The 25,236-nt window shown below is 36.8% G+C and carries 18 protein-coding genes and 1 pseudogene; 14 read left to right on the top strand and 5 right to left on the bottom strand.

Going from position 1 to position 25,236, the window contains the following annotated elements:
- Window positions 1–2: 2 nt before the first annotated feature.
- From LF886_RS05885 to LF886_RS05865, 5 genes are all read left to right on the top strand, one after another.
- A complete protein-coding gene (locus LF886_RS05885) occupies window positions 3–1,409 on the top strand; it encodes a hypothetical protein (protein ID WP_236853192.1) in 1,407 nt (468 codons plus the stop codon).
- Between the two features lie 83 nt (window positions 1,410–1,492).
- The gene (locus LF886_RS05880) at window positions 1,493–3,658 is read left to right on the top strand and encodes a DUF5977 domain-containing protein (RefSeq protein WP_236853190.1); all 2,166 of its coding nucleotides are present in this window, start codon (window positions 1,493–1,495) and stop codon (window positions 3,656–3,658) included.
- The gene (locus LF886_RS05875; protein ID WP_236853189.1) at window positions 3,648–5,021 is read left to right on the top strand and encodes a DUF6443 domain-containing protein; all 1,374 of its coding nucleotides are present in this window, start codon (window positions 3,648–3,650) and stop codon (window positions 5,019–5,021) included. Before LF886_RS05880 ends, LF886_RS05875 begins: the two co-directional genes overlap by 11 nt.
- A 14-nt stretch (window positions 5,022–5,035) precedes the next feature.
- Complete coding sequence (locus tag LF886_RS05870; RefSeq protein ID WP_236853187.1) at window positions 5,036–7,258, top strand: RHS repeat-associated core domain-containing protein; 2,223 nt, start codon at window positions 5,036–5,038, stop codon at window positions 7,256–7,258.
- Window positions 7,258–7,767, top strand: a complete 510-nt coding sequence (locus LF886_RS05865; protein ID WP_236853186.1) for a hypothetical protein — start codon at window positions 7,258–7,260, stop codon at window positions 7,765–7,767. The genes LF886_RS05870 and LF886_RS05865 overlap by 1 nt, the downstream gene beginning before the upstream one ends.
- 272 nt (window positions 7,768–8,039) lie before the next feature.
- Here the strand turns inward: LF886_RS05865 and katG are convergent, their stop codons facing one another.
- Entirely contained in the window at window positions 8,040–10,319 is a 2,280-nt protein-coding gene (gene katG / locus LF886_RS05860; protein ID WP_317207648.1) for a catalase/peroxidase HPI, read from the bottom strand.
- Between the two features lie 445 nt (window positions 10,320–10,764).
- On the opposite strand from katG, the pseudogene LF886_RS05855 reads away from it, so the two are divergent.
- Both LF886_RS05855 and LF886_RS05850 read left to right on the top strand, forming a co-directional pair.
- Window positions 10,765–11,230, top strand: a pseudogene (locus LF886_RS05855) (heme-binding domain-containing protein).
- Between the two features lie 4 nt (window positions 11,231–11,234).
- Window positions 11,235–11,645 (top strand): thiol-disulfide oxidoreductase DCC family protein, encoded by a 411-nt coding sequence (locus LF886_RS05850; protein ID WP_236853184.1) that lies wholly within the window; start codon window positions 11,235–11,237, stop codon window positions 11,643–11,645.
- A 205-nt stretch (window positions 11,646–11,850) separates the two neighbouring features.
- Here the strand turns inward: LF886_RS05850 and LF886_RS05845 are convergent, their stop codons facing one another.
- Window positions 11,851–13,290, bottom strand: a complete 1,440-nt coding sequence (locus LF886_RS05845; RefSeq protein WP_236853182.1) for an alpha-amylase — start codon at window positions 13,288–13,290, stop codon at window positions 11,851–11,853.
- Window positions 13,291–13,477: 187 nt separating this feature from the next.
- Here LF886_RS05845 and LF886_RS05840 point away from each other — a divergent pair, with 187 nt between their 5' ends.
- Together LF886_RS05840 and murA are read left to right on the top strand one after the other, a co-directional pair.
- Window positions 13,478–14,164, top strand: a complete 687-nt coding sequence (locus LF886_RS05840; RefSeq protein ID WP_236853180.1) for a DUF4290 domain-containing protein — start codon at window positions 13,478–13,480, stop codon at window positions 14,162–14,164.
- Complete coding sequence (gene murA / locus LF886_RS05835; RefSeq protein WP_124534640.1) at window positions 14,164–15,471, top strand: UDP-N-acetylglucosamine 1-carboxyvinyltransferase; 1,308 nt, start codon at window positions 14,164–14,166, stop codon at window positions 15,469–15,471. Before LF886_RS05840 ends, murA begins: the two co-directional genes overlap by 1 nt.
- Before the next feature lie 294 nt (window positions 15,472–15,765).
- Here murA and LF886_RS05830 read toward each other — a convergent pair whose 3' ends face one another.
- The gene (locus LF886_RS05830; protein WP_103233705.1) at window positions 15,766–16,077 is read right to left on the bottom strand and encodes an NIL domain-containing protein; all 312 of its coding nucleotides are present in this window, start codon (window positions 16,075–16,077) and stop codon (window positions 15,766–15,768) included.
- 159 nt (window positions 16,078–16,236) lie between these two features.
- Window positions 16,237–16,896 (bottom strand): YiiX/YebB-like N1pC/P60 family cysteine hydrolase, encoded by a 660-nt coding sequence (locus tag LF886_RS05825; RefSeq protein WP_236853178.1) that lies wholly within the window; start codon window positions 16,894–16,896, stop codon window positions 16,237–16,239.
- A gap of 116 nt (window positions 16,897–17,012) precedes the next feature.
- Here LF886_RS05825 and LF886_RS05820 point away from each other — a divergent pair, with 116 nt between their 5' ends.
- Together LF886_RS05820 and LF886_RS05815 are read left to right on the top strand one after the other, a co-directional pair.
- Window positions 17,013–17,714, top strand: a complete 702-nt coding sequence (locus LF886_RS05820) for a response regulator transcription factor (RefSeq protein ID WP_109738375.1) — start codon at window positions 17,013–17,015, stop codon at window positions 17,712–17,714.
- A 27-nt stretch (window positions 17,715–17,741) separates the two neighbouring features.
- The gene (locus LF886_RS05815) at window positions 17,742–19,103 is read left to right on the top strand and encodes an ATP-binding protein (RefSeq protein WP_236853176.1); all 1,362 of its coding nucleotides are present in this window, start codon (window positions 17,742–17,744) and stop codon (window positions 19,101–19,103) included.
- Between the two features lie 88 nt (window positions 19,104–19,191).
- Here the strand turns inward: LF886_RS05815 and LF886_RS05810 are convergent, their stop codons facing one another.
- Window positions 19,192–20,043 carry an EamA family transporter gene (locus LF886_RS05810; RefSeq protein ID WP_236853174.1) on the bottom strand — a complete coding sequence of 284 codons (852 nt, stop codon included), beginning with the start codon at window positions 20,041–20,043 and terminating at the stop codon, window positions 19,192–19,194.
- 628 nt (window positions 20,044–20,671) lie between these two features.
- Between LF886_RS05810 and LF886_RS05805 the strand changes: the two genes are divergently transcribed.
- From LF886_RS05805 to LF886_RS05795, 3 genes are all read left to right on the top strand, one after another.
- Window positions 20,672–21,370 carry an MgtC/SapB family protein gene (locus tag LF886_RS05805; RefSeq protein WP_103233709.1) on the top strand — a complete coding sequence of 233 codons (699 nt, stop codon included), beginning with the start codon at window positions 20,672–20,674 and terminating at the stop codon, window positions 21,368–21,370.
- An 11-nt stretch (window positions 21,371–21,381) separates the two neighbouring features.
- Complete coding sequence (gene mgtA / locus LF886_RS05800) at window positions 21,382–24,063, top strand: magnesium-translocating P-type ATPase (protein WP_236853171.1); 2,682 nt, start codon at window positions 21,382–21,384, stop codon at window positions 24,061–24,063.
- 64 nt (window positions 24,064–24,127) lie between these two features.
- Window positions 24,128–25,231 carry an efflux RND transporter periplasmic adaptor subunit gene (locus LF886_RS05795; protein ID WP_236853170.1) on the top strand — a complete coding sequence of 368 codons (1,104 nt, stop codon included), beginning with the start codon at window positions 24,128–24,130 and terminating at the stop codon, window positions 25,229–25,231.
- Window positions 25,232–25,236 lie beyond the last annotated feature (5 nt).

The raw sequence follows: 25,236 nt of genomic DNA, 5'->3' as shown, positions 1-25,236 counted from the left end.
TAATGAACAAATTAATTATATATCTGACAGGACTATTGCTTATAGCCTGCCAGATGATTGATGCTCAGGGAAAAACTATTGAGGACTATAATTTAGGAAAGAAAATAAATATATCTAATAATTATAATGTTGGAAAACTTAGTTTATCTGTTCCTTTATACAATATTGATTTAGGGAGTTTATCTTTGAACGGCAGCATAGATTACCTGCAGGAAATTCCTAAAATAGAATCATCCATTGTTGGAGCATATTGGAATTTTAACACATTCGGTAAAATTACAGTGGCTTTTAAAAAACCTGGAGATCTTCATGCACCTCAGGTTCTTGGGGCTAACCAAACCTCCGGGTTTTCTACAAGTTCCCGAAATAACTGCCTTATTTACACACCCGGAAACGGCGCTACCAAAAAACAGCTTTTAGCCAATCCTAATACTGATGTAAGATTTTATACGTATGAACCTAATACATTTTATTTTGATTTTATGGGATATACGGGCTATATGATTTATGATAATGCCGGTAAGTTCTTAGTGTATTCAGAGAATGGAAACTTAACAGCGTCCTATAGAGGAGAAAAATGTCATGATATTTTCCAGCCGATTAATTCATTCCCTGATATTGTAATGAAAGATGACAAAGGAAATGAATTTTATTTTGGGGGGGACTATAATACTAGCGATATATATTATGGCAAAACAAAATATACCTATAGTGCATTCAGAGATGATGGTACTTTTACTTATTTTACTGATTTTTACACAAATAGACATACTAATTATATATCTGCATTCTACCTAAAAAAAGTAAAACTTGCTAATGGGAGAATACTTGAAGCATTTTATAAAAACAGCAATAGAAGTGTATTAGATCCATTTACCAATGGAGGGGAGTATCTTAATGGTGATTATCCGGTGGGAATTCCTTCCAACAGTACTTTGTTAAGCAATAACATCTATTTAGGAGAAGGGCAAGGAAGGGATTTCAATAATAACTCTGAGTCTTCTTCCATGAATTCTTCCAGCATGGCTATGACCCGTGTAGATATCTATCAAAAGATAGGAATATTAGATTCTATTAAAATATCAGATTACGGTACGTTAAGTTTTGATTACGTACAGGGTACCAGAACGTATACAAAACCATTTCTGAAAAAAATCCAATTAAAGAGTTTTAAGAAAAAGATTAAAAATATTGATTTCGATTACGCGGCAGGTGTACTTCAGTCTATTGTCAATAATAACGAGAAATATAGTTTAAATTATCATACAGATTACTCAGGAAATACCATTCAAACAGATCCATCTGGTATAAAATACTATGGAGGGTTCGGAGGTCTTCTGAAAAGTATCGTTTATCCTACACAAGGAAGGGAAGAATTTGAATATGAACAAAATGATGTTTCAAAATAAACTATTATTTCAAATCAAGTTTTGGTTCTGAGTTTAATAATCTAACGGATAAAAATTCTAAGATTGACGGACAAAGACTGAAAATGGTATCCACCTTTGACATGACCAATACTCCGGTATTGGTAAAACAATATTCCTATCAAAATGATGATGGAAAATCTTCAGGAATACTGACTTATAAGGATCAATCCAGTGTTTTTGTAGACAATTTAAACTGGTTTGACGGTGGTACTAACAGTACTACCACTACTACAAGTGGTTACAGAGGATACTATGATGAATATGTGCGATACAGCAAAGTAAGAGAAATGATAACCGGTAAAGAGAAAAACGATTATTATTTTACAGACCTTATTTCCAATCCGGATTCCACAGCTACAAAAGTACATTCCAGTACTTCTCCTCCCAATACAGGACCTGATTTACAAGGTAAATTACCTTTAAAAGTTAATAAAAGTAATGAAAGAGGAAAACTGTATAAGCTCGTTAAATATGATGATGGTATGTTCGCTCTTCTTACACAGAAAATAAAGTATACCAACTTTCTGAGTGGAGCAAATCCTGTGAATGAAATTTCCAGTACTTGTACAACCTGTAAAATTTCTGATGACAGATACTATGTAGAAGCTAAAGCCTCTTTATGGGCTAGTAATCCATCCAACCCATCTCAGTTACACTATCTTGGTTATTACCAGTATCAGCCAGTTCTCCCCTACCTGCCAATAGCAATAGAAACTACGGAAGCACTTCCCTATCAGGATTTTAACGGCAATTCGTACACTGGTGGGAAATTAATTAATAGAGAAAAATACCTGAAGTATAACAAAAACTACCTTTATTGGCATCCCTATTCTATTGAAACTTCAGAAAACTTACCGTATGAATGGAATTTGCCTTACAACCCACCTGTTTATAATGGAAAAATAATTACAAAAACGTATTATCCACAAGATATCATACGCAATAACAGCGCATGTATTACCGGAAACTGCCCGTCTGACAACGACCTCGTTGGAGGTAAATTATCTGTCTATAAATATATGACAGATAATAATATTGTATTGCCAGTTATTGAAGGGGTATTAAACAAAAATAATAAGGTTAAACTGGAAGAAAACGTTTATGCTAAAAATGCTGAGACCGGGAATTTTGTAAAATTAAATAAGCGAAGAGCATCCCTTCTTGATTCTAATTTCACTTTAGATAATCCTGCATCAGCCAACGTTGAGGAAAAAGAATCTATGGAACTGTATGATAACTTTGGAAATCTATTACAATCGAGAAACAGCAATGGAATTCCTACAACTACTTTATACGGTTATAAACAAACCCTTCCTATTGCCGAAATTAAAGGAGCTACTTATTCTCAGGTAATGTCTGCTTACAATTTAGACCCTGCCAGCAATACATCATACCTGCAACTGGATATTGTTTCAAAATCAAATTTGGATACCAATGAAGCTGCAGAAGGAGATCTGGTTTCAGCATTAGATAATTTCAGACTTAAGCCGGAACTGAAAGATTTTCAGATTTCCACATTTGTGTATGATCCGTTAATAGGAATTAAAAGTCTTACAGATGCTAACGGAAAAAGACAAACTTATAAATATGACGGGTTAAACAGACCTAAAAAAGTAGTAGATATGGATGGTAATCTATTGAAAACATACGATTATAATTTTGCACCCCAGAGATTTTACAATGACGCTTTATATACATCTTATAAAAGATCAAACTGTGGGCCTGATTCAGAGGGTGGCATGCATGGCTATATTGTTCCTGAAAATAAATATTTTTCTACAATAAGTAAGGCAGACGCTAATCAAAAAGCTCAAAACGAAGCCGATATCAATGGTGCAGCTGAAGCTAATATTTATGGATTATGCTATACAAAATCATTATGTCCTTTTACGATAGCTAACAATTTCGTCTTGTTATCCAGTAATGTATACAGTTATTACAGCAATACCAATGTAGTGTTCAAGGTTACGTTCAGAGGGTATCCGATAAACGCAAGTTATTGGAATAATGAAATTAAAATTGGTCAGATGAGTGGCACTTGTGTTCCATCAGTTCAAAGAACAGTTACAAACTATGTGGAACCACCTGGTGGAGTATTTGGAGACACTCCTGCAAACAGAACCTGGAATATCAGAATAGATACCGCAGGGAATGTATATATTAAATTAATATCAGGATCCGTAGGAAATAATTCAGCGAACCCTTTAAAATTTGAATTTGAATATTAAAATGAGAAGTTATAAAATAATATTTTTAATAATATGCTTTTGGGGAAACCTATTATATTCTCAGAGCACAGGCTTAAGTATTGCTGAAAATTTTATTTCAGTTAAAAATTATGTCTCTAAAGGAGCAGATACCCTTATAAAACAACCATTATGGACTGTCCAATATTTTGATGGTATTGGAAGAATAAAACAAACAATTAACGTAAAATCTACACCTTCAGGAAAAGACCTGATCACTCATATCGAATATGATCAGTATGGCAGACAGGCTAAAGAATATTTACCCGTCCCTCAGCAGACAACACAAAATGGAGCTATAAATTATAACCCATTAAATAATGCGACAAACCCGGCCGTTTATGGTACAGAGAAAATTTATGCAGAGAAAATTTTTGAAAATTCTCCTGTAGAAAGGGTTCAGCGACAGATACAGCTAGGAAATGACTGGAGCAATAAATCTACTCAGTTTAACTATGATAGAAATACGGCCGGAGAGGTAAAAAAATATGTTACCACAACCACATGGGTTAATGGAGCAACCTCTTCCCTGCTTACTGTATCAGGAACTTATGGAAACAATCAGCTCTATAAGAATACCAAACTTGATGAAGATAATTACCAGGTTATTAACTTTGTGGATGGAGAAGGAAGAACTATTTTAAATAGAAAAGTCATCAGTGCCTCAGAAAATGCAGATACCTATTATGTATATAATGAATATGACCAACTTTCTTTTGTAATCCCTCCTCTTGCTTCTGCTTCAGGAAATACCGACGGTACAACTCTCAATGCTCTTTGTTATCAATATCGTTATGATAATAAAAGCAGGCTGGTAGAAAAGCGCCCACCCGGAAAAGATGACTGGGAATTTCTGGTATACGATAAGCAAAACAGAATTGTACTTACCCAAGACCCTATGATGGGAAGTTTAAATAACAACTTCAATAAAAAAGGCTGGATATTTACCAAATATGATCAGTTCGGAAGAATTGTTTATACTGGATTTTTTGCTAACAGTGCAACTAGAACAGCTATGCAGACGGCTCTTAATAATATGGCTGCCAATCCAGGAAATAACGAATCCCGAAGTACAACACCATTTAACCTCAATGGTATTGATATTTTTTACACAAAGAATGCCTTCCCTACAGGAAGTATGACCCTATTGAGTATTAATTATTATGATGCATATCCATTGGGAGCCCCGATTCTTCCGGGACAAATTCTTGGACAAGATGTTATGCAGGATGCTCCAAATTCTTCTCTCAATACCAAGAGCCTTCCTCTGGCAACTTTTATCAAAATATTGATGATGAAAATTGGACTAAAAATTTTAACCGATATGATACTAAAGGCCGATTAATCGGAACTTATTCTGTGAATCATCTTGGAGGTATTAGTCGCAGTGAATCTCTACTTGATTTCAGTGGACTGAGCAAAGAAACCCATACCTATCATAAGCGTACCGCGAATGATTCTGAAACTTATATTAAAGAAACTTTTGAATATGACAGCCAAAACAGGCTTCTAGCACAAAAACATCAAGTAAATAATAAACCTGTAGAACCTATTGTCCTTAATACCTATAACGAAATTGGGCAGGTTATCAACAAAAAAATTGGGCAGGATGATGATGGTAATCCTCTTCAATCCATCAACTACGGTTATAATATCCATGGCTGGCTGACTTCTATCAATGATCCTTCCAACATGGGTCCTGATCATATTTTTGCCATGAAAATTAAATATCAGAACCCTGAAGATGCGAACTATGGTATAGCACGTTATAATGGAAATATCTCAGAAATCGATTGGAAAACAGCTTTAGGAGACGGAATTTCACGCAGGTATACATATCAGTATGATTATCTTAATCGCTTAAGCAAGGGGATTTATCTTACACCCGGACTTACTTCCAACTCTAATAATCATTATTATGACGAGACAGTCACCTATGATTTGAATGGTAACATCAAAACTTTAAACCGTTATAAAAATCCTCCTGTAGGGCAAACTACTCCCATGCAGATTGATGAACTGGTTTACGATTATGATCTTGGAGGAAATTCTAACCGCTTGATTAAAGTTACGGATCAGAAAATGAATCCTTCCGGTTATCCACAGGGAGGTAATCTCATCAGTTATGATGCAAATGGAAATATGTCCAATCACATGGATAAACAGGTAAAGGCAATTAAGTACAATTATCTTAACCTTGCTACTTCAGTAAATGCTATAATAGGTGGCTTCACTCCGGGAATGAATGAAGGAACACTTCATACTTATAAGTATAGAGCAGACGGTTCCAAATATGCTAAAAGAGTAGATAATGTAAATCCTTACAGTACGGATTATTCAGAAACCGATTATATTGACGGTTTCCAGTATGAAAGAACCTATTCCAAAATGAATACATCTCAGAATGCATCTGACAGTGGTTATACTCTCAGATCTGTTCCTACTGCCGAAGGTTTTTACAATTTTGAAAGAGAAGAATATATTTACAACCTTAAAGATCATCTGGGAAATGTAAGGTATAATATTGCTCGGGCAGATGGCGGTGGACGTATCTTAATGGAAGAAACCAATTATTATCCTTTCGGGTTAAAACATGAAGGATACAATAATGGATCTTACCTGTCTCAGTACGGAATAAAGAATACCTACAAATACAATGGTAAAGAACTCCAGGAAACGGGAATGTATGACTATGGAGCAAGAAATTATATGCCGGACCTGGGAAGATGGGGTGTCATTGATCCACTTTCAGAAAAATACCAAAGCTTCAGTCCGTTTAATTATACTTTAAACAATCCTCTGAATCTTATTGATCCTGATGGAAGATCTGTATATCCTCCCAGAAGAGGACTGAACTATTATGTAGATGGAGACGGTATTTTTAGATGGAATCAGGGAATGGACAAATATGAGCACTATGCAAATACTCCTGAAAATCCTTCAGTTTCAAATGGATTCTTAGGATATTATTCTATGCCGGAGACCGAGAGCTCAGCAGCAGCTAATGATATGCCAGCTTCTGAAGGAGTCGTTGCAAAAGGAAATACACCAGCTGTAAATTCTTCTCCAACAGTCTCCCAGCCTCAAAAACCAAGAAATCTAATCCCTAGAAGTGAAACATTAGATGCAATTGTTAATCATCCTGGAACTTCTCCAACGATGGCAGGATTTGGTCAGGCAACAGCTAAAACTTCAGCAAGATTAATTCAATCTGTTGACAGAGCTGGAAAAATTGGTAGAGAACTATGGTGGGGTCCAAAATTTTTAGGTACATTTAGAACCTCAACAACATGGGCTTCCAGACTTGCCACTACTGTTAATTTTACAGGAAATGCTGTAGGAGTAGCTGGTTTAGGATTTACATCATATCAATATTTATCCGGGCAGATAACAGGTACTGAAGCTTTTTTTGATGGAGGAGTTGGTGTACTTAGTTTCTGGTGTCCTGCTTGTGGACTCATATATTTTGGAGGAAAAACTTTATATGAGCAAACAACCGGCAGACCAGCATTTACAAAACCTCCGGGTATTTCAAATGAAATCACTCCATTATTTGGTCAACCATTTATTTTTAAATATTAATGAAAATATATAATTATTTAGCATTTTCAATCTATAAATTACTTCAAATAGTATTCAAAAAAGATAATACTGACGTTTTAATCAATAAAACCTCATTTATCATTACTTTGATCATATTATTTGCTTTGTACTCAATAAAAGGCATTGTGGAACTGAACGGATATGATGATAGTGTAATTTCACCTCTATATTTGTTCGCAATAATGCTTATAATTTGGATACCGAATTATTTATATTTAAAAAAAGAATACTTTATAAATGATGACTTCTTTTTTAATTACAGAAATATAGTATCTGCTTTAATTATGATTTTTGGAGTCGTTATTGTTTTTTTGGTAGTCGCCAATAAAAACAGAACCAGAATATTCAAAAAGAAAGGGTACTCTCAGGAAGTTATTGATAATGGTGGAAGAGAGAAGTTTGATCCCAATAAAAAACCAGAATCATTAGAAGATGAGATCAGACTATGGTATTATAATACTTTTGACAAAAAAGACAGTATAAAATAACCTCTTGTTAAGATATTCTTGTTTTATAAGGGAAAAGATAAACAAAGATGATGGTTATTACATATTGAATCAATAAGTCATTTTAAAATAAATATTAATTTATTTTAAAACTATTAGATCCGAAGATTTTTTTTCTTCGGATCTTTTTGTACTCAGCATATGTTTTTTTCTTAAGTCAAATTAGCTGACGATCAACTAATTTTAAAACGGGACAGTAGATAATAACAAAAGACAGCAGTGATGCTGTCTTTTCCATTTTTCATTTTTATGTATTAGACCAGATCAAACCTATCCAAATTCATCACTTTCGTCCAAGCTGCCACAAAGTCTTTTACAAATTTCCCTTGTGCATCGGCGCTTCCGTATACTTCTGCAATTGCTCTCAATTCAGAATTGGATCCGAAAACAAGATCCGCACGGGTTGCTGTCCATTTTGGCTGACCTGTTGAGCGGTCGCTTCCCATATATAATTCTTTATCGTCTGACATGGCTTTCCATTGGATTCCCATATCTAGAAGATTGACGAAGAAGTCGTTGGTAAGAGCTCCCGGACGGCTGGTAAATACCCCATGTTTAGAACCGTCAAAGTTCGTATCCAAAGCACGCATTCCACCTACTAATACACTAAGCTCAGGAGAAGTAAGCGTTAATAACTGTGCTTTATCGATCAATAAAGATTCTGTAGATACCGTGTATTTTCTTTTCAGATAATTACGGAATCCATCAGCTGCCGGTTCAAGATATCCCATAGATTCTACATCGGTTTGTTCCTGAGAAGCATCCATTCTTCCTGGTGCAAAAGGAACTTTTACCTCCTGACCCGCATTTCTTGCCGCCACTTCTACAGCGGTATTACCTGCTAATACAATTAAGTCTGCTAATGATATTTTCTTACCTCCACTCTGAGAATCGTTGAACTCTTTTTGGATTCCTTCCAATACGCTTAATACTTTATTCAGTTGTGCAGGGTTATTCACTTCCCAATTTCTTTGAGGCTCCAGTCTGATTCTGGCACCGTTGGCACCACCACGCTTATCACTTCCTCTAAACGTAGAAGCAGAAGCCCATGCTGTAGATATAAGCTCAGAATTATTTAATCCAGAATTTAAAACTTTTGATTTCAATGATTCTACATCATTTCCGTCAACCAATTCGTGGTTTACTTCTGGAATAGGATCCTGCCAGATCAGTTCTTCCTGTGGTACATCTGGTCCTAAGTAACGGGCACGTGGTCCCATATCTCTGTGCGTCAGTTTAAACCATGCTCTTGCAAAAGCATCCGCAAACGCATCAGGATTTTCGTAAAAGTGTCTTGATATTTTTTCGTAAACAGGATCCAATCTCAATGAAAGGTCTGTTGTAAGCATTGTTGGTTTATGCTTTTTAGAAGAATCAAATGCATCAGGAATGATATCTGCTCCATCCTTTGCTATCCATTGGTGAGCTCCGGCAGGGCTTTTTGTCAGTTCCCATTCATTTTCAAAAAGGTTTTTAAAGAAATAATTACTCCATTGAGTTGGAGTTTCTGTCCATGTCACTTCCAGACCACTGGAAATGGCATCTCTTCCACTTCCTGATTTATAAGTACTTGACCACCCTAATCCCTGCTGCTCAATTCCTGCTCCTTCAGGTTCTTTACCTACATGATCTGCAGGACCAGCCCCGTGAGTCTTACCAAAAGTATGTCCTCCGGCGATCAAGGCTACAGTTTCTTCATCATTCATTGCCATACGGCCGAAAGTATCGCGGATATCTTTAGCAGCTGCAATCGGATCAGGATTTCCGTCCGGGCCTTCAGGATTTACATAAATAAGCCCCATCTGTACAGCGGCCAATGGATTTTCAAGATTTCTTGAATGAATATCTCCGTCTGCATTATCATCTGTAGGGAGAACAGCTGAATGTCCTTCAACTACTCCTTCTGAACCGTGAGCATAACGAACATCACCTCCCAGCCATGTTTTTTCTGATCCCCAATATATATCGGAATCCGGTTCCCAAACATCTGCACGGCCTCCCGCAAATCCGAATGTTTTAAAGCCCATTGATTCTAAAGCAATGTTTCCGGTAAGGATCAAAAGATCTGCCCAGGAAATATTTCTACCATATTTTTGCTTGATTGGCCATAGCAACCTTCTTGCTTTATCAAGGCTCACATTATCCGGCCAGCTGTTTAAAGGCGCAAAACGCTGCTGTCCAGCTCCTGCTCCCCCTCTACCGTCTCCTACACGATAAGTTCCTGCGCTGTGCCAGGCCATACGAATAAAAAGAGGTCCGTAGTGACCAAAATCTGCCGGCCACCAATCCTGTGAATCTGTCATCAATGCATGAAGGTCTTGTTTTACCGCTTCCAGATCCAGGCTTTCAAATGCTTTGGCATAGTCAAAATCCTTATCCATAGGATCTGAAAGGGAAGAATGCTGGCGCAGAAGATCTACTCTAAGCTGATCAGGCCACCAGTCAGAATTCTGGGTACCTCCCCCTGCTACATTCTTCTTCATGGTTCCGTTGTGAAACGGGCATTTACTGATGTCATTCAAATCTTTTTCCATTGTCGTTTATTTTATATTGATTAATACAGTTTAAATTCTTTATTGTAAGAACATGACAAACCTACAATGTTTGACCGATAAATACAATCTATTAATTTTTATTTCAACGATAGTTAAAAACTATAAATAAATATTTCCTACTTCATGAAAACCAAGACATAATTGTGGTATTAAATTAGTGATTTTTTAGATTAACTTAAATAAAAACAGCAGTATACAGTCCAATTTAGAATTACTCAACGTAAGCATTAATGAAAAAGGGAAGACCAAAACCGGAAAATGGAATTTTATTGATAGCCGAAAAAACAGCTTGGCAATTTGTATACAAATTAGTAAAAGAATACTATTTCCGGAACTTCATTCTGTAGAACTCACCTGCTTCAAATCAATCTATATTAAAAAATAATTTTAGTTACCTTTATCATAACCAACATGAACATCTGCTATGAAAAAAATAATTGTTATCATTCTCGTTGCCTTTATCCTTATTCAGTTTTTCCCCATTGATAAGACGAATCCACCTCCTACGCCCGGTATGGATTTTCTGAAAATTAAAAATACTCCGGACAAAATTGCCCGTACCCTCAGGACTTCATGCTACGACTGTCATTCCAACGAAACCACATATCCATGGTATGCCAATATTTCCCCAGCTTCATGGTGGGTAAAAATCACATCAATGAAGGAAGGAAACATCTTAATTTTTCTACCTTTGCAGTATATGAACCTCAAAGACAGCTTCATAAACTGGAAGAATGTATAGAAATGGTTGAAAAAAAGAAATGCCGCTTGAATCTTATTATCTGGGGCATCAGAACGCCAAGTTATCGGATGAACAGCGTACAACTCTTATTCAATATTTCAAAAAGGTAAAAGAAGATACTGAAAGAGGAATCATGTTTAATAAATAAAGTCGTGGAAAACTGGGAAAATAAACATATTGTATTTTTTGACGGAGATTGCGGAGTCTGTAATTTCTGGGTGCAATGGATTTTGGAGAGAGATAAGAAAGACAAATTCATGTTTGCGTCCCTTCAATCTGACTTCGGGCAGCAGTTTTTATCTGAAAGAGGATTGGAAACAAACGTATTCAATACAATGTATCTATGGAAACCCGGCAGATATTATCAGATCAAATCAAGAGCTATACTGGAAATCGCTAATTTGTTGGGAGGAGTCTATACCCTTTCCTTCATTGGAAAAATTATTCCCCGATTTCTAAGTGATAAAGTGTATGATGTTGTTTCCAGAAACAGAATGAAGCTGGCTAATCAGAAATGTTATTTGCCAGATCAGCATCAGAAGAAAAAATTTATTCAGGTGTAATTTTCTTTGTTTCGAAGAAGGATTTCCTTACTATAAATAATCTCGTATAAAGTATCATTCCGTAAGAAGCTCAGCTAATTTAGCACTAAAATGCATTGTATCGCTTCCTACGAAATGATAAATTGATGTATTAATGAGCAGATTGGAGTTTATGAAATATTTTATTTTTCAATTCACTCATGGCTCATCATTGATTGCCCATTACTTATAAATTCAGTGACCAAACAGAATAAGAATTTGGTGGACATTGGATTTTCACCCATTTATCTCCTTGTGTTGTCGGATACCAGCCTGAACTTCCGGTAAAGTCTTTGATCTGCTGGCTGCTCCAATTGGTTTCTACCCATCTTTCCTGCCAGCTTGATGAAGTATTAATATAAACAACTAACCCGGGATTGCCGTTGTATCCGTTACGTCTTGCAATATATTCATCGTTATCGGTATATAAAATAGAAGTGGTACCAGTAGCTTTATTATTATGAATCCAGATCAGGTTATTTAATTTGTCTTTATTCAGCCATTCTTCATAATCTCTGTAAAAAATAGTAGGATAACCTTCATGGGTTAAGATATAAGCGTAGGCCGGCATTTTATTGTTAATAATATCCGTGTCGTGATTGGCTACGAAAGTGACTGCTTTGTATGGGTTTCTTTTCCACATCATATCATCATTCAAAGCATTTAAATTTCCGTTATCAAAAGCTTCGTCCATTTTATAGTAGGCTGCAAAATCAAAAACAGAACTGTTGGCATTATTCGCCCACCACTCCAGCGTATTCACATTGGAATCCCATAATTCTCCGACAGAAAATCCTCCTACTTTTGAATTCCAGGTATTGACTACCCAAGGACCAAAACCTTTAACATAATCGAATCTCCATCCATCAAATTTCATCACATTTTTATAATATTTGGCGACAGAATCATCTCTTCCCCAAAGCCAGTCCTGAACATGCGGATTGGCGTGGCACATATCCGGGAAGCCTCCAAAAGCACCTTCATCATTATTTCCGTAGGCATTTTTATAAAAATCATTGTAGTTTCTCTGAAATTTCCCGGAAGCAACCCCTGAAAAATCAGTCCATGTATTGGTTCCTGTAAAAGGATTGGCTTCCGATTGACCGCCACTGTTGTGATTGATCACAATATCTGCATACACCTGCATATTTTCTGAATGTGCCTTGGTAATCAATGCTTCCAGTTCAGTTCTTGATCCGAAACGGGTTTCGGTGCTTCCATTTTGATTAAAATTTCCGAAATCATAATAATCTGTAGGATCATATCCCATTGAGTAGGCTCCGTTTTGTGCTTTTGAAGCTGGAGGAAGCCATACCGCACCAATTCCTGCATTGGACCAAGCGGTTAATTTATCTTTAACGGTATTCCACCAGTTACCTCCTTCAGGAACATCCCAATAAAATCCCTGCATCATCACTCCGCCACCGGGACCGGCTACGAATTTACTCTGTGTAGATGCTGAACCGGTTCCTGTACTGAAAGGCCGCCCATCATGGTGGGTTACATTTACCGTTTTGTTATGAACCTCTTCCTGCCTGGAAGGTTCCGTAATAAATTCATCATTGTTCTGGCACGAGTTAGCTAATGCTAAAGCCAGTAGGGAAAGGAAAAATTGTGTTTTTTTCATCGTAATAATTAATTATCAATCTATTAAACAAGATACAATTTTATTGAAAACAAATTCAAATGAATGGGATATATTTTAATTTTTAATAATAAATCAAGAAGAAAGTCATTTGAAGTTTTCATTAAAAAATCATAATTTTTTCAGATTCTCGAAACAAATTTTCTTTTAATCCATATATTTGCATACTATGGAATACAATACCCAAAAAACTCAGCTTAATATGCCAGAATATGGCAGAATAATACAACAGTTGGTTGAGCGCTGCAAAGAACTTCCTACCAAAGAGGAAAGGAACGAAATGGCTATGGCAATCATCGATTTTATGGGTCAGAGAAACCCACAACTTCGCGACGAGGAAAATTATAAACATAAACTTTGGGACCATCTTTTTATTCTTGCTAATCATGATCTGGACGTAGATTCTCCTTATCCGTTCCCTACAATGGAACAATTGGCAGAAAAACCTAAAAGAATGGAATATCCAAAACTTCAAGGTGACTTTAAGTTTTACGGAAAAAGTATTCTTCAATTGATAGAAAAAGCAATCGAACTGGAAGCGGGTGACGAAAAAGAAGCCCTTATCGAAGTGATTGCCAACAATATGAAGAAATCTTATAATGTCTATAATAAAGAACATGTGACGGACGATGTTATTTTCCGCCACTTGAAAGAACTGTCTGAAAACAGGTTGGATCTGACGGGAATAGAATCTCTTGAAAAAAGTAAAATCTATTACACCAGCAATAACAACAACAGAAATAATAACAATAACAACAATAGAAACAGCAACAACAACAGCAATAATAAAAACAACAACAATAGCAACCAGCCTAATAAAAGAAGGCATAATAACAATCATAAAAACAGAAAGTAATGAGTGGAACGTTTCAGATAAGAGGAGGAAAAAGATTGCAGGGCGAAATAACTCCACAAGGAGCCAAGAATGAGGCTCTACAAATTTTATGTGCGGTTCTCCTTACGGACGAAGAAGTAAGAATCAAAAATATTCCTGATATTCATGACGTAAACAGACTGATTGAAATTCTTGGAGATTTTGGAGTAAAAATTACTAAAAACGGACAGGGAGATTATACTTTCAAGGCTGATCAGGTTAATTTCGATTACGTAAAATCCAACGAGTTCAAAAAGGACGGAGCAAAATTACGTGGATCTATTATGTTGATGGGGCCAATGCTGGCTCGTTATGGAGAAGCGTATATGCCTACTCCGGGAGGTGATAAAATCGGAAGAAGAAGATTGGACACTCACTTTCAGGGACTTGTTGAATTAGGTGCTGAATTCAAATATGATGAAGAGGAATATTTTTATTCTTTAAAAGCTAAAGAATTAAGAGGAAAATTCATTCTTTTGGAAGAAGCTTCCGTAACAGGAACTGCCAATATTGTAATGGCAGCTGCTTTGGCAAAAGGAAAAACAAGAATCTACAACGCGGCATGTGAGCCATATCTTCAGCAATTATGTAAAATGCTGAACAGAATGGGAGCTAATATCTCAGGAATCGGATCTAACCTTGTTACGATTGAAGGTGTTGAACACCTTAGAGGAACTGAGCACACTATGCTTCCGGATATGGTAGAAATCGGGTCTTGGATTGGTCTTGCAGCCATGACAAAATCTGAAATTACCATCAAAAATGTAAACTGGAACCAGCTTGGAGTAATCCCGAATACATTCAGAAAATTAGGAATCGAGCTTGAGCAAAGTGGTGATGACATCTACATTCCTGCTCAGGAACATTATAAAATTCAGAAATTTATTGACGGTTCTATCCTTACGATTTCAGATGCGCCTTGGCCAGGATTTACGCCGGATCTATTATCTATTATTTTAGTGGTAGCAACTCAGGCAAAAGGAAGTATTCTGGTACATCAGAAAATGTTTGAATCAAGATTATTCTTTGTTGATAAATTGATTGACATGGGAGCTCAGATTATTTTATGTGATCCACACAGAGCTACAGTAATCGGATTGAATCAGGAAGCTCCGTTAAGAGGAACCACCATGGTTTCCCCTGATATCAGAGCTGGAAATGCACTTCTTATTGCTGCACTTTCTGCAGAAGGAAAATCTATTATCCACAATATCGAACAAATCGACAGAGGATACGAAAATATCGATGGAAGATTGAAAGCTATTGGTGCTGATATCGAAAGAATTTAAAATTATTTTATTTAATATAGAAGCGTTCAGAGTAATCTGAGCGCTTTTTTTGTTTGACTTTTGTCATTCTGACGAAGGAAGAATCTTATTGTCAACCCAATATATGAGATTCTTCACTGCATTTATGAGCTACGTTCGCAGACTTTCGGTCTGTGTTCAGAATGACACTCTTGAAGCAACCTCAATTCTGTACCGATTCATGATTGGTCTTTTTAATTTGCTTATAGTATAAAATAAAAAGTGCCTGGTAAAAGAACCAGACACTTTGAGTAATTAAAACTATATGAATCTCACTTAAAAATAGGTTCTGCAGGTATATTCTACCGTCGTATTGATAAGTTTATTTTTATTCAGATAGACCTCAAGCTGATGGAAATCTTCTGAATTGACATTAATATATAATTGTACTGAACCAAAACTGTATCCGTTCATATACTCTATGTTTGCTGATAACACTCTATGACAGATGCCCAATTGGTTATAGATGGTATTCATCAAATGTTCAAATTTCATTTTGCCATTCAACTCTATTTCTAATAACAATTCTTTTTTAGGCAGGTTTATTTTGTTTTGTAAAACCTGCAGGCCAGGATTAGGTGTAATCATCGCTAAACATTTTTGGGTTAAACATTATCAGATCATATTGCTCTCTGCATGTAAATCTGTGACAAAAATATAAAAAAATATTAGTCTACCAAATTAGTGGACTAATATTTTTAAAAATTTAACATAAAAAAAAGAAGCTTCATCAGCTTCTCTCCTATTTTAAAGTTTCTCTATTCTTTCCAGTTTGTCTGAACCTGCAAGTCCATTAGGGTTGCAACCAGGCTCTCCTTCAGGTATTTTCAGATTTTTCTTAGTATAAAATTCTTCCCAGAATGCATTTGTTTTTCCTGTTTTGGGATCTATAAACGTCATTGGCTCCAATTTGAAAATATGTTCTTTCCGAAATGCTCTTTCCACAAAATCTGAACAGTAATAGGAATTTTCATCCAGAATATAATTGAAATTATAAGGTTTCCCAACCATAGAATTTGCTTTTTTAATAGCTTCAGGAATTGTTTTCTGGTATTGTTCCTTCAAACGATAAACGATCACCTCCTGCCCGTCTTCTTTCTGATCTTTGATAAAATCTTTTAAACTCTGTTTCTGCGAACCGCCTTTAGGAGCTGCATGCAGGACAAACATACTGTTCCCTTCTTTTTCCAAAATTCCTATATGATCGAATGAAGCTGTCTTTTGCTTTTGAGTAACATTATTGATCGCACCGGAAAGCCCCGATTCTTTTGCCGTTACAAAAAGCAGATCTCCATTTTTGAGCTGCACTTTTCCGGAAGAGTTACGATTACACTGAGTCAATAGTAATAATAAACAGGACAAAAACCCTGCAACAATAACTTTCTTAATTTTTTTGTTAAAAATCATTTTAAATTCCGACATCTGATTATACTTTCGGGACCAAAATTACAAAATAGAATTCATTACATTTGTGAGAATATTGATCTATTCTTCATACCAACCCAAACATTTTCAAGATTCTTATGCCACATATTTTATTAGTTGAAGACGACGACAGACTTTCAAAATTGATTGCAAAAGGATTTCAGGAAGCTGAATTTGAGGTAACTGTGGCTTATGACGGAACCACGGGTTTGAAACTGGCTTTACAGACGAATTTTGACCTGGTGGTAACAGATATTGTCCTTCCTAAAAAAAATGGTCTTGAGTTTTGTAATGAAATTAAAGCATTAAAACCCAATCTTCCTGTAATTATGCTTACGGCACTCGGAACCACGGATGATAAACTGGAAGGATTTGATGCCGGAGCTGATGATTATCTGACCAAACCTTTTGAAATGCGGGAACTGGTAGCAAGAATCAGAGTTCTTCTGAAACGTTTTTCCCAACAGCGGCAGCAAAAGGTTTTCGTCCTCAAGTATGAAGGGATTGAAATGAATCTGGAGCAAAAAACGGTAAGCAGGGATCATAGTCCGATCAAATTAACCCCAAAAGAATTTAATCTCTTAAAATTCATGCTGGAAAATTCGGAAAGGGTTCTTTCCAGAAGTGAAATTGCGGAGAAAGTATGGGAAACCCATTTTGATACCGGAACTAATTTTATCGATGTGTATATCAATTATCTCCGAAAAAAAATTGATAAAGATTTTGAAACCAAACTTATCCACACCAAAGCCGGTATGGGATTTATTCTAAAAAAAGATTACGAATCAGGCATTGTATAATCATGAAGATCTGCTAAAAATATCCGGATGAAAATAAGAACCAGACTTACCCTGCTTTTTACCTTAATCACCGCTATGCTTTTAGGGGTTTACAGCTTTTCGATTTATTATTCATCAAAAGAAGCCAGAGAGAAATCTTTTTACAGCGAACTTCAAAACGAAGCCATTGCCAAGGCTGATTTATTTTTCCGTAGTTCACTGCCTGAGCAGGAAATGCATAAACTTTATAAAAACAATACCAGAACTCTGAATGAAGTTCAGGTCGCCATTTATGATATCAGTAAACAACTTATTTATCATGATGATGCCAAAGTAGATTATGTAAAAGAAACCCCGGACATGCTTTCGCAGATATTCCAGAAAAAGAGGATTAATTTCTTTTTGAACGATTTGCAGGTGATTGGAATGGTGTATCATTATGAAGGAAAAACGTATGCTGTAACCGCTGCATCTTATGATAAATACGGATATGACTATCTTACCCATCTTCTCACCATCAGTATTATCTCATTTTTTAGTATTCTGATCCTTATTTATCTGGCTGGAATATTTCTTTCCAAAAAAGCGCTGAGCCCGCTCAGTGAAATGGTGAGTCAGATTAAAAATATTACCGCCGGAAAACTACAGTTGCGCTTAAAAACAACAAAAGAAAAAGACGAGCTTAACGAACTGGCTCAAAACTTCAATGGAATGCTGGAACGCCTTGAGAATTCTTTTGATTCACAGAAGCATTTTGTATCTAATATTTCACATGAGCTGAGAACTCCCCTAGCGGCTATTATTACCGAACTTGAACTGGCTTCTGAAAAGGATAAAACCCAACAAGAATATCAGGAAACCATCCAATATGCACTGGAAGACGCCCGAAATATGGTTAAGCTGTCCAATAGCTTAATGGACCTCGCCAAAGCAAGCTATGATCCCAATGAGATCAGTTTTTCTGAAGTTCGTCTTGATGAAGTTCTCCTGGAATCTTACACCAAAATAATCAAAGAAAATTCCGGCTATAAAGTTTCACTGAATATTGAAGACGCGGTGGAAGAGCATCAGCTTATCATCCAAGGAAATGAATATCTTTTGCAGGTTGCTTTTAATAATCTTATTGATAATGCCTGTAAATATTCACCGGAACACACGTGTTTGATAGATGTCAGAACCCATTCCAAAATCCTTATGATCAGTTTTACCAATACGGGAAATACTATTCCTCAGGAAGATGTACACCATATTTTCGAACCTTTTTACAGAAGCGAAACCTCCAGACAAGAAAAAGGACATGGAATAGGACTTTTCCTTACCGAAAAAATTATTCTGCTCCACAATGCAAAGATTACCGTTGTATCAGATCATAATGAGACTGTTTTTACAGTGATATTTGATATAATTTAGATTAGGAGCAACTACTTCATTCAAATTTATTTGAATCTTACCTTCCCTTAAAACCTTAATGAGCTTAATGGTTTAAAATTTCCCACCTTTACTCATGGGAAAGAGGTTTCTTATTGAAAACTGTTGTTCCTATACTCGCACCAATCACGCAAGCAATAGAAATCCATTGTAAAAAAGACAATTCTTCCGCCAGGAATAATAATCCCGAAAGAGCGGCAAATGCCGGTTCCAGACTCATCAGAATACTGAATGTTTTTGCAGGAAGTTTTTTAAGAGCCATAATTTCCAATGAAAATGGTAAAGCACTTGAAAGAATAGCAACTCCAAGACCTTTTACAAAAATACTTGGGGTGATGTTAAAAACAGCTCCATCCCATAATGTAAAAGGAATAATCACAAGACTCGCGAAGATCATCCCGGTAGTCACCGCATCTTTCCCATCCATTATTTTTGAAACCTTACCTCCCATGACGATATAAACGGCCCAGAACATCCCGGCTAGAAACGCAAGCCCAAGTCCTATCAAGTCTACATGATCATTCTGCCACGGAACAATAAGCAAAATTCCTACACAAGCCAGCAATGCCCAGATAACATCCAATAGTTTTCGGGACAAAGCTATTGCAAGAAATAAAGGTCCTGCAAATTCCACAGTAACCGCCAATCCTAAGGGGATTCTTTGAATAGCCATATAAAAAATAAGATTCATGGCTGCCAGACCAATACCGTACATCGCACAGTATTTCCATTTTTGTCGGTTAAACGACAAAAATTTCGGGCGATTAATCAAAGTAAGCAGAACAGCCGAAAGTACAATTCTTAAGCTTACCGTACCAATGGCTCCAATGGCAGGGAAAAGCTGTTTTGCAATGGAGGCTCCTCCCTGCACACAGATGATCGCTAAAAGCGTAGCCGGTATAGCTAAGTTTGATTTTTTCATTTCTAAAATATATAATTCAAAAGATGTTGGAAGGAAGTTTCCGGGACTAAACACACTCTTATTTCATATGATAAATCGTAAAATTCATCATACAAAAAACCTGCCTCCAAATGTATTGAAATTTTATCTCTTACAATGGGTACAGTTTACAACTATTAATAAGATTTAATCAATAAGTCTGTTTAAACTTAACCACAAAAGTTTTTATTCTTTGAACACTTTAGTACACTTTAGAAAGTGTAAGGAAATACTACACAGTTAAGTTCACATAAGATGAAAATCTCTGATTTTCAACAAAGCTTTAGTGTACTTCTTATACACAAAGTATATAACTTAAAATAGCTTAAGTGTTTAAAAAGCTTTTGTTCCTTTTATGGTTTAATAAAAAAGGTTAAACAGCTTTAATAATTATTTCTTGTAGTATCATGCTCAAAAAAATAAGATAATACTTTCTCTAATCATTTTCTAATAACATTCTAAAGCTTCTCTAACGGCCTCTTTCTATAAGGAGGAATACCTTTGCAGCAAATAAAAACCCCTATGGATACCGATCCGTCACATTACATCAACTAAGCATTCAGTCATATCACTTTCTGTATATCGGCTGCATGCTAAAAACAGAAAAGTTATGAACACATTAGAATTTACTTTCCGTCTTCTTATCGCATTTACCCTGGGTGCCAGCATTGGTTTTGAAAGACAATGGCGCCAAAAAAGTGCAGGTCTGCGTACCAATACCCTGGTATGTCTTGGTTCTGCAGCATTTGTGCTTCTATCCATCCGTATTGGTGGGGATGCTACAGGGAGAATAGCCTCATATATCGTAAGTGGTATTGGCTTTTTAGGAGGAGGAGTTATTATGAAAGACGGGCTTACTGTAAGAGGGCTCAATACGGCGGCTACCATTTGGTGTTCAGCATCTGTAGGAGCTCTCAGTGCTCTGGGACTGCCTTTTGAAGCAGCTATTACAAGTGGTTTTATTATCCTTACTCATATTATCCTTCGGCCTTTAGGCGTAAAGCTAGGCAATACCATCAACAACAGAAACCATTATACCGAATACCTTCTCAGCATCAAGTGTAAAAGTGAAGTAGAGAATCATGTCCGCGTACAGCTCATGCAGTCTTTAAGCGGAAACGATAAAGTATTACTGAAATCTCTTACCAGCGATGACAATGGTGTGCCTGAAAACGCCATCATTACAGCAGAAGTTCACGCTTCCACTCCACAGGACAGTTTTATGGAAAAAACAGCCAGCAGATTGACCATTGAAGACAAAGTCATCAAGGTAAGCTGGGAAATTATAGGTACTGAAAACGATTTATAACATTAAAAAACATGGAAACAATGTTAAAAAAATCTTCCAACAAAAATCTCAATTCAGCAGCTCTTGTAAAATTAAAAGAAGCCGCAGCAGAGAACGAAAAAATGATTTACGCCATGCTGGAAACTTCAGAAGAAGGGCTCAGCGAAAACACCGTAAAAGACCGCCTGAAAATTTATGGTAAGAACGAAATTGCCACTCAAAAAGCCCCATCATGGCTGAAACAGTTTGCCCACTCATTTTTTAATCCATTTAATTATATCCTGGCCTGTATTGCATTAATTTCATTATTCATTGATGGTATTCTTGTGCCCGCTGGTGAAAAGGATTTTAGTACCACGATTATTATTTCTGTGATGCTTTTGTTCAGTACGGTTTTAAGATTTATTCAGGAATTCCGGAGCAACAAAGCAGCAGAAGCATTAAAGAAAATGGTAAAAACAAGCTGTCTTACCAAAAGAAAATTTAATGAAAGTAAAGAAATAGAAATTACAGAAATTGTTCCCGGGGATATCGTTATTCTGTCTGCCGGTGATATGGTTCCTGCCGACTGCAGAATTCTTAAAAGCAAAGACCTTTTCATCAGCGAGTCCATCCTGACCGGAGAAGCGCTACCTGTAGAAAAAAATGCTCTTCCCATCAAAGATGCCAAAGACCGGAACCCTCTTAGTCTTCAAAATATATGCTTTATGGGCACCAATGTGGTAAGCGGATCAGCAACGGTTGTTGTGGCAAATACAGGTATTTTCACCTATTTCGGAAGCATCAGCAGAAGCCTGGCCAGTAAAAGACCGGAAACAGCTTTTGATATTGGAGTCAATAAAGTGAGCTACCTGCTGATCCGGTTTATGCTGATCATGACCCCTGTTATTTTTCTTATCAACGGATTTGTAAAAGGAGACTGGATGCAGGCCCTATTGTTTGCCATTGCCGTAGCAGTGGGGCTTACCCCTGAAATGCTGCCCATGATTGTTACGGCTAATCTGGCAAAAGGAGCCGTCAACATGAGCAAAAAGAAAGTGATTGTTAAAAGATTGAATGCCATCCAGAATATCGGAGCGATGGATATTCTTTGTACCGATAAAACAGGAACTCTTACTCTCGATAAAATTGTATTGGAAACTCACCTCAACGTTCGTGGTATTGAGGATGATGAAGTATTGAAATGGGGCTACCTCAACAGTTTTCACCAAACAGGGCTCAAAAACCTTCTGGATCAAGCGGTCTTGGATCATGCTGAGGTTCATAACCTGATGAGAGCTGATGAACTTTATCAGAAAGTAGACGAAATTCCTTTTGATTTTGAAAGGAGAAGAATGTCTGTGATCCTGAATACTTCCACAGGTAAGCACCTGATGATTTGCAAAGGCGCAGTGGAGGAAATGCTTCCTTTGTGTAAGTATGCTTTAGATCCGGGAGAAGACCACAGTCTGCATATTGAGAATGATAATATTGTTCCATTGGACGACTTCATGAAACAACGAATTATCAGAATGTCCGAAAAGCTCAATGCTGAAGGACAACGGGTACTATTGATTGCCATTCGGGAATTTGATGGTGACCATCCGTTAAATTATTCTGTTGCTGATGAGAACCATCTTACCCTTACAGGATTCATGGGATTTCTTGATCCTGCAAAACCTTCTGCAGAGCCGAGTATCAAAGCTTTACACAAACTGGGTGTAGAAGTAAAAGTGGTTACCGGAGACAATGATATTGTGGCTAAAAAAATATGTCATGATGTAGGAATCCCCATCAATACCATTATGCTCGGTGATGAACTGGAGAAAATGAGCGATGATGAACTTCGTAAAGATATGGATCTCTATTCTGTTTTTGCTAAAGTAAGCCCTTTACAGAAACAGCGTATTGTAAAAATATTAAGATCTAAAGGCCACACCGTAGGGTTTATGGGCGATGGAATCAATGATGCTGCAGCTATCAAAGAAGCTGATGTCGGAATTTCTGTCGACACGGGAGCAGATATTGCTAAAGAAAGTGCCGATATCATTCTGCTGGAAAAAGATCTGATGGTACTGCGCAGCGGAGTGATCTATGGAAGAAGAACTTTCGGGAACATTGTCAAATATATAAAGATGACGGCCAGCAGCAATTTTGGAAATATGTTCAGTATGATCGGGGCCAGTGCATTGCTTCCGTTTCTGCCCATGCTTCCGCTGCAGATTTTAACCCAGAATTTACTGTATGACGTATCACAGTCTTCCATTCCGTGGGATACTATGGATAAAGATTTCCTTGAAAAACCGAAAAAATGGGAAGCTGGAAGTATCAAAAAATTCATGCTGTATATAGGTCCTTTGAGTTCTATTTTTGATTACGTGACTTTTGCCGTGATGTTCTTCATTTTTAAAGCCAATACTCCGGAACAGCAAGGTTTATTTCAGACAGGTTGGTTTGTGGAAGGTTTATTATCACAAACCTTGATTGTTCATATTATCAGAACAAAAAAAATACCCTTTATACAAAGTTGGGCAGCCACCCCTGTAGTCGCTTTGACAAGTTTGATCATGCTGATTGGAATTCTGATTCCTTTCACACCAATGGCCGTGTATCTGAAAATGCAGCCGCTGCCTCTGAGCTACTTCCCTTATTTAATAGGAATTCTTACAGGGTATTGTATCCTGACTCAGTTCGTCAAACAATGGTTTATCAAAAAATTCGGACAGTGGCTGTAATGCTAAAGGCAGCACCGATAGATCAATAAAAGAGAAATTAAAATAATGGTTATAAATAACTTATATGAGAAAAACAGTCTTAACAATGGTACTTTTGACATTTGTTGCCTCTTGTAAAAATTCCAAAAGTGAAACCCCGCAAGATCAGGATCTCCAGATAAAAGGCGATCAAGTCACGGTTCCGGAAAACAATCCTGTTTTCAAAAAAATTAAAACACAGGTTGTTACCGAACAGGAACATAGTGATGGGGTCGTCTCGGCAGGAACAATTCAGGCAATTCCTAATCATTATGCAGAAATTGCCAGTCCTTTTTCCGGAAGAATAACAAAATCGTTTATTAAGCTTGGCCAAAATGTATCGGCCGGAAGTCCTCTCTTTGAGATCCTTTCTTCAGATTATTTTTCGGTTCAAAAGGATTATACGGATGCTCTGAATGATGTACAGCTTGCCGAGAAAAATTACAGACGCCAGCAGGATCTTGTAAAACATGGGGTGGGTATTCAGAAAGAACTGGATGAAGCGGAAACAGATTTTAAAAATAAAAAAACGTCACTTTCCAATGCGTCTTCTGCCTTGAAAGTATACAACAGCAAAGGAGGAGGTATAGGAAGTCCTCTTGTTGTAAGAGCCCCCATTCATGGAGAAATTATTTCCAACAAAATTGTAAATGGTCAATATCTGAAAGGAGATGCTGATCCGGTAATGATCATCGCAGAATTATCCAAAGTCTGGATTTCCGGTGATGTAAAAGAAAAAGACATCCGCTTTGTCAATGCCGGAGATCAGGTTTCTGTAAAGGTAGGTGCCTATCCTGACAAAAATATTACAGGAAAAGTCTATCATATCAATGAAATTGTAGACGAAGATACCCGAAGTATAAAAGTCCTTATTGAATGTGATAATCCGGACAGAAAACTAAAACCGGGCATGTATGCTACAGTCAACTTCTCAACAACTCCTGAAAAGGCAGTGATGATTCCCGTGACCGCTCTGATGCAGCAGGACAGTTCCCAATATGTGTGGATAAAAGCTGGCAAGAACCAATTCATCAAACGTCCCGTGGTAACTGGAGAAACCGATCAGAAAACAGTAAGAATTACATCAGGCTTAAAGCCCGGAGAAACCATCATGACTGAAGGGGGAATTTATATGCTGGATGCGAAATAATGTAA

This window comes from Chryseobacterium sp. MEBOG07, assembly GCF_021869745.1.
Lineage (GTDB): Bacteria > Bacteroidota > Bacteroidia > Flavobacteriales > Weeksellaceae > Chryseobacterium > Chryseobacterium viscerum.
Note: the sequence above shows the minus strand (reverse complement) of the source record. Positions and strands in the feature narration are given on the sequence as shown.

Excerpts from the sequence above, each read along its gene's own strand:
- LF886_RS05840 (WP_236853180.1), top strand. The coding sequence starts at position 13,478 with ATGGAATACAATACCCAAAAAACTCAGCTTAATATGCCAGAATATGGC.
- LF886_RS05865 (WP_236853186.1), top strand. The coding sequence starts at position 7,258 with ATGAAAATATATAATTATTTAGCATTTTCAATCTATAAATTACTTCAA.
- LF886_RS05805 (WP_103233709.1), top strand. The coding sequence starts at position 20,672 with ATGAACACATTAGAATTTACTTTCCGTCTTCTTATCGCATTTACCCTG.
- LF886_RS05830 (WP_103233705.1), bottom strand. The coding sequence starts at position 16,077 with ATGATTACACCTAATCCTGGCCTGCAGGTTTTACAAAACAAAATAAAC.
- LF886_RS05810 (WP_236853174.1), bottom strand. The coding sequence starts at position 20,043 with ATGAAAAAATCAAACTTAGCTATACCGGCTACGCTTTTAGCGATCATC.
- murA (WP_124534640.1), top strand. The coding sequence starts at position 14,164 with ATGAGTGGAACGTTTCAGATAAGAGGAGGAAAAAGATTGCAGGGCGAA.
- LF886_RS05825 (WP_236853178.1), bottom strand. The coding sequence starts at position 16,896 with ATGATTTTTAACAAAAAAATTAAGAAAGTTATTGTTGCAGGGTTTTTG.
- LF886_RS05795 (WP_236853170.1), top strand. The coding sequence starts at position 24,128 with ATGAGAAAAACAGTCTTAACAATGGTACTTTTGACATTTGTTGCCTCT.
- mgtA (WP_236853171.1), top strand. The coding sequence starts at position 21,382 with ATGGAAACAATGTTAAAAAAATCTTCCAACAAAAATCTCAATTCAGCA.
- LF886_RS05880 (WP_236853190.1), top strand. The coding sequence starts at position 1,493 with ATGGTATCCACCTTTGACATGACCAATACTCCGGTATTGGTAAAACAA.
- LF886_RS05820 (WP_109738375.1), top strand. The coding sequence starts at position 17,013 with ATGCCACATATTTTATTAGTTGAAGACGACGACAGACTTTCAAAATTG.
- LF886_RS05885 (WP_236853192.1), top strand. The coding sequence starts at position 3 with ATGAACAAATTAATTATATATCTGACAGGACTATTGCTTATAGCCTGC.
- LF886_RS05845 (WP_236853182.1), bottom strand. The coding sequence starts at position 13,290 with ATGAAAAAAACACAATTTTTCCTTTCCCTACTGGCTTTAGCATTAGCT.
- katG (WP_317207648.1), bottom strand. The coding sequence starts at position 10,319 with ATGGAAAAAGATTTGAATGACATCAGTAAATGCCCGTTTCACAACGGA.
- LF886_RS05815 (WP_236853176.1), top strand. The coding sequence starts at position 17,742 with ATGAAAATAAGAACCAGACTTACCCTGCTTTTTACCTTAATCACCGCT.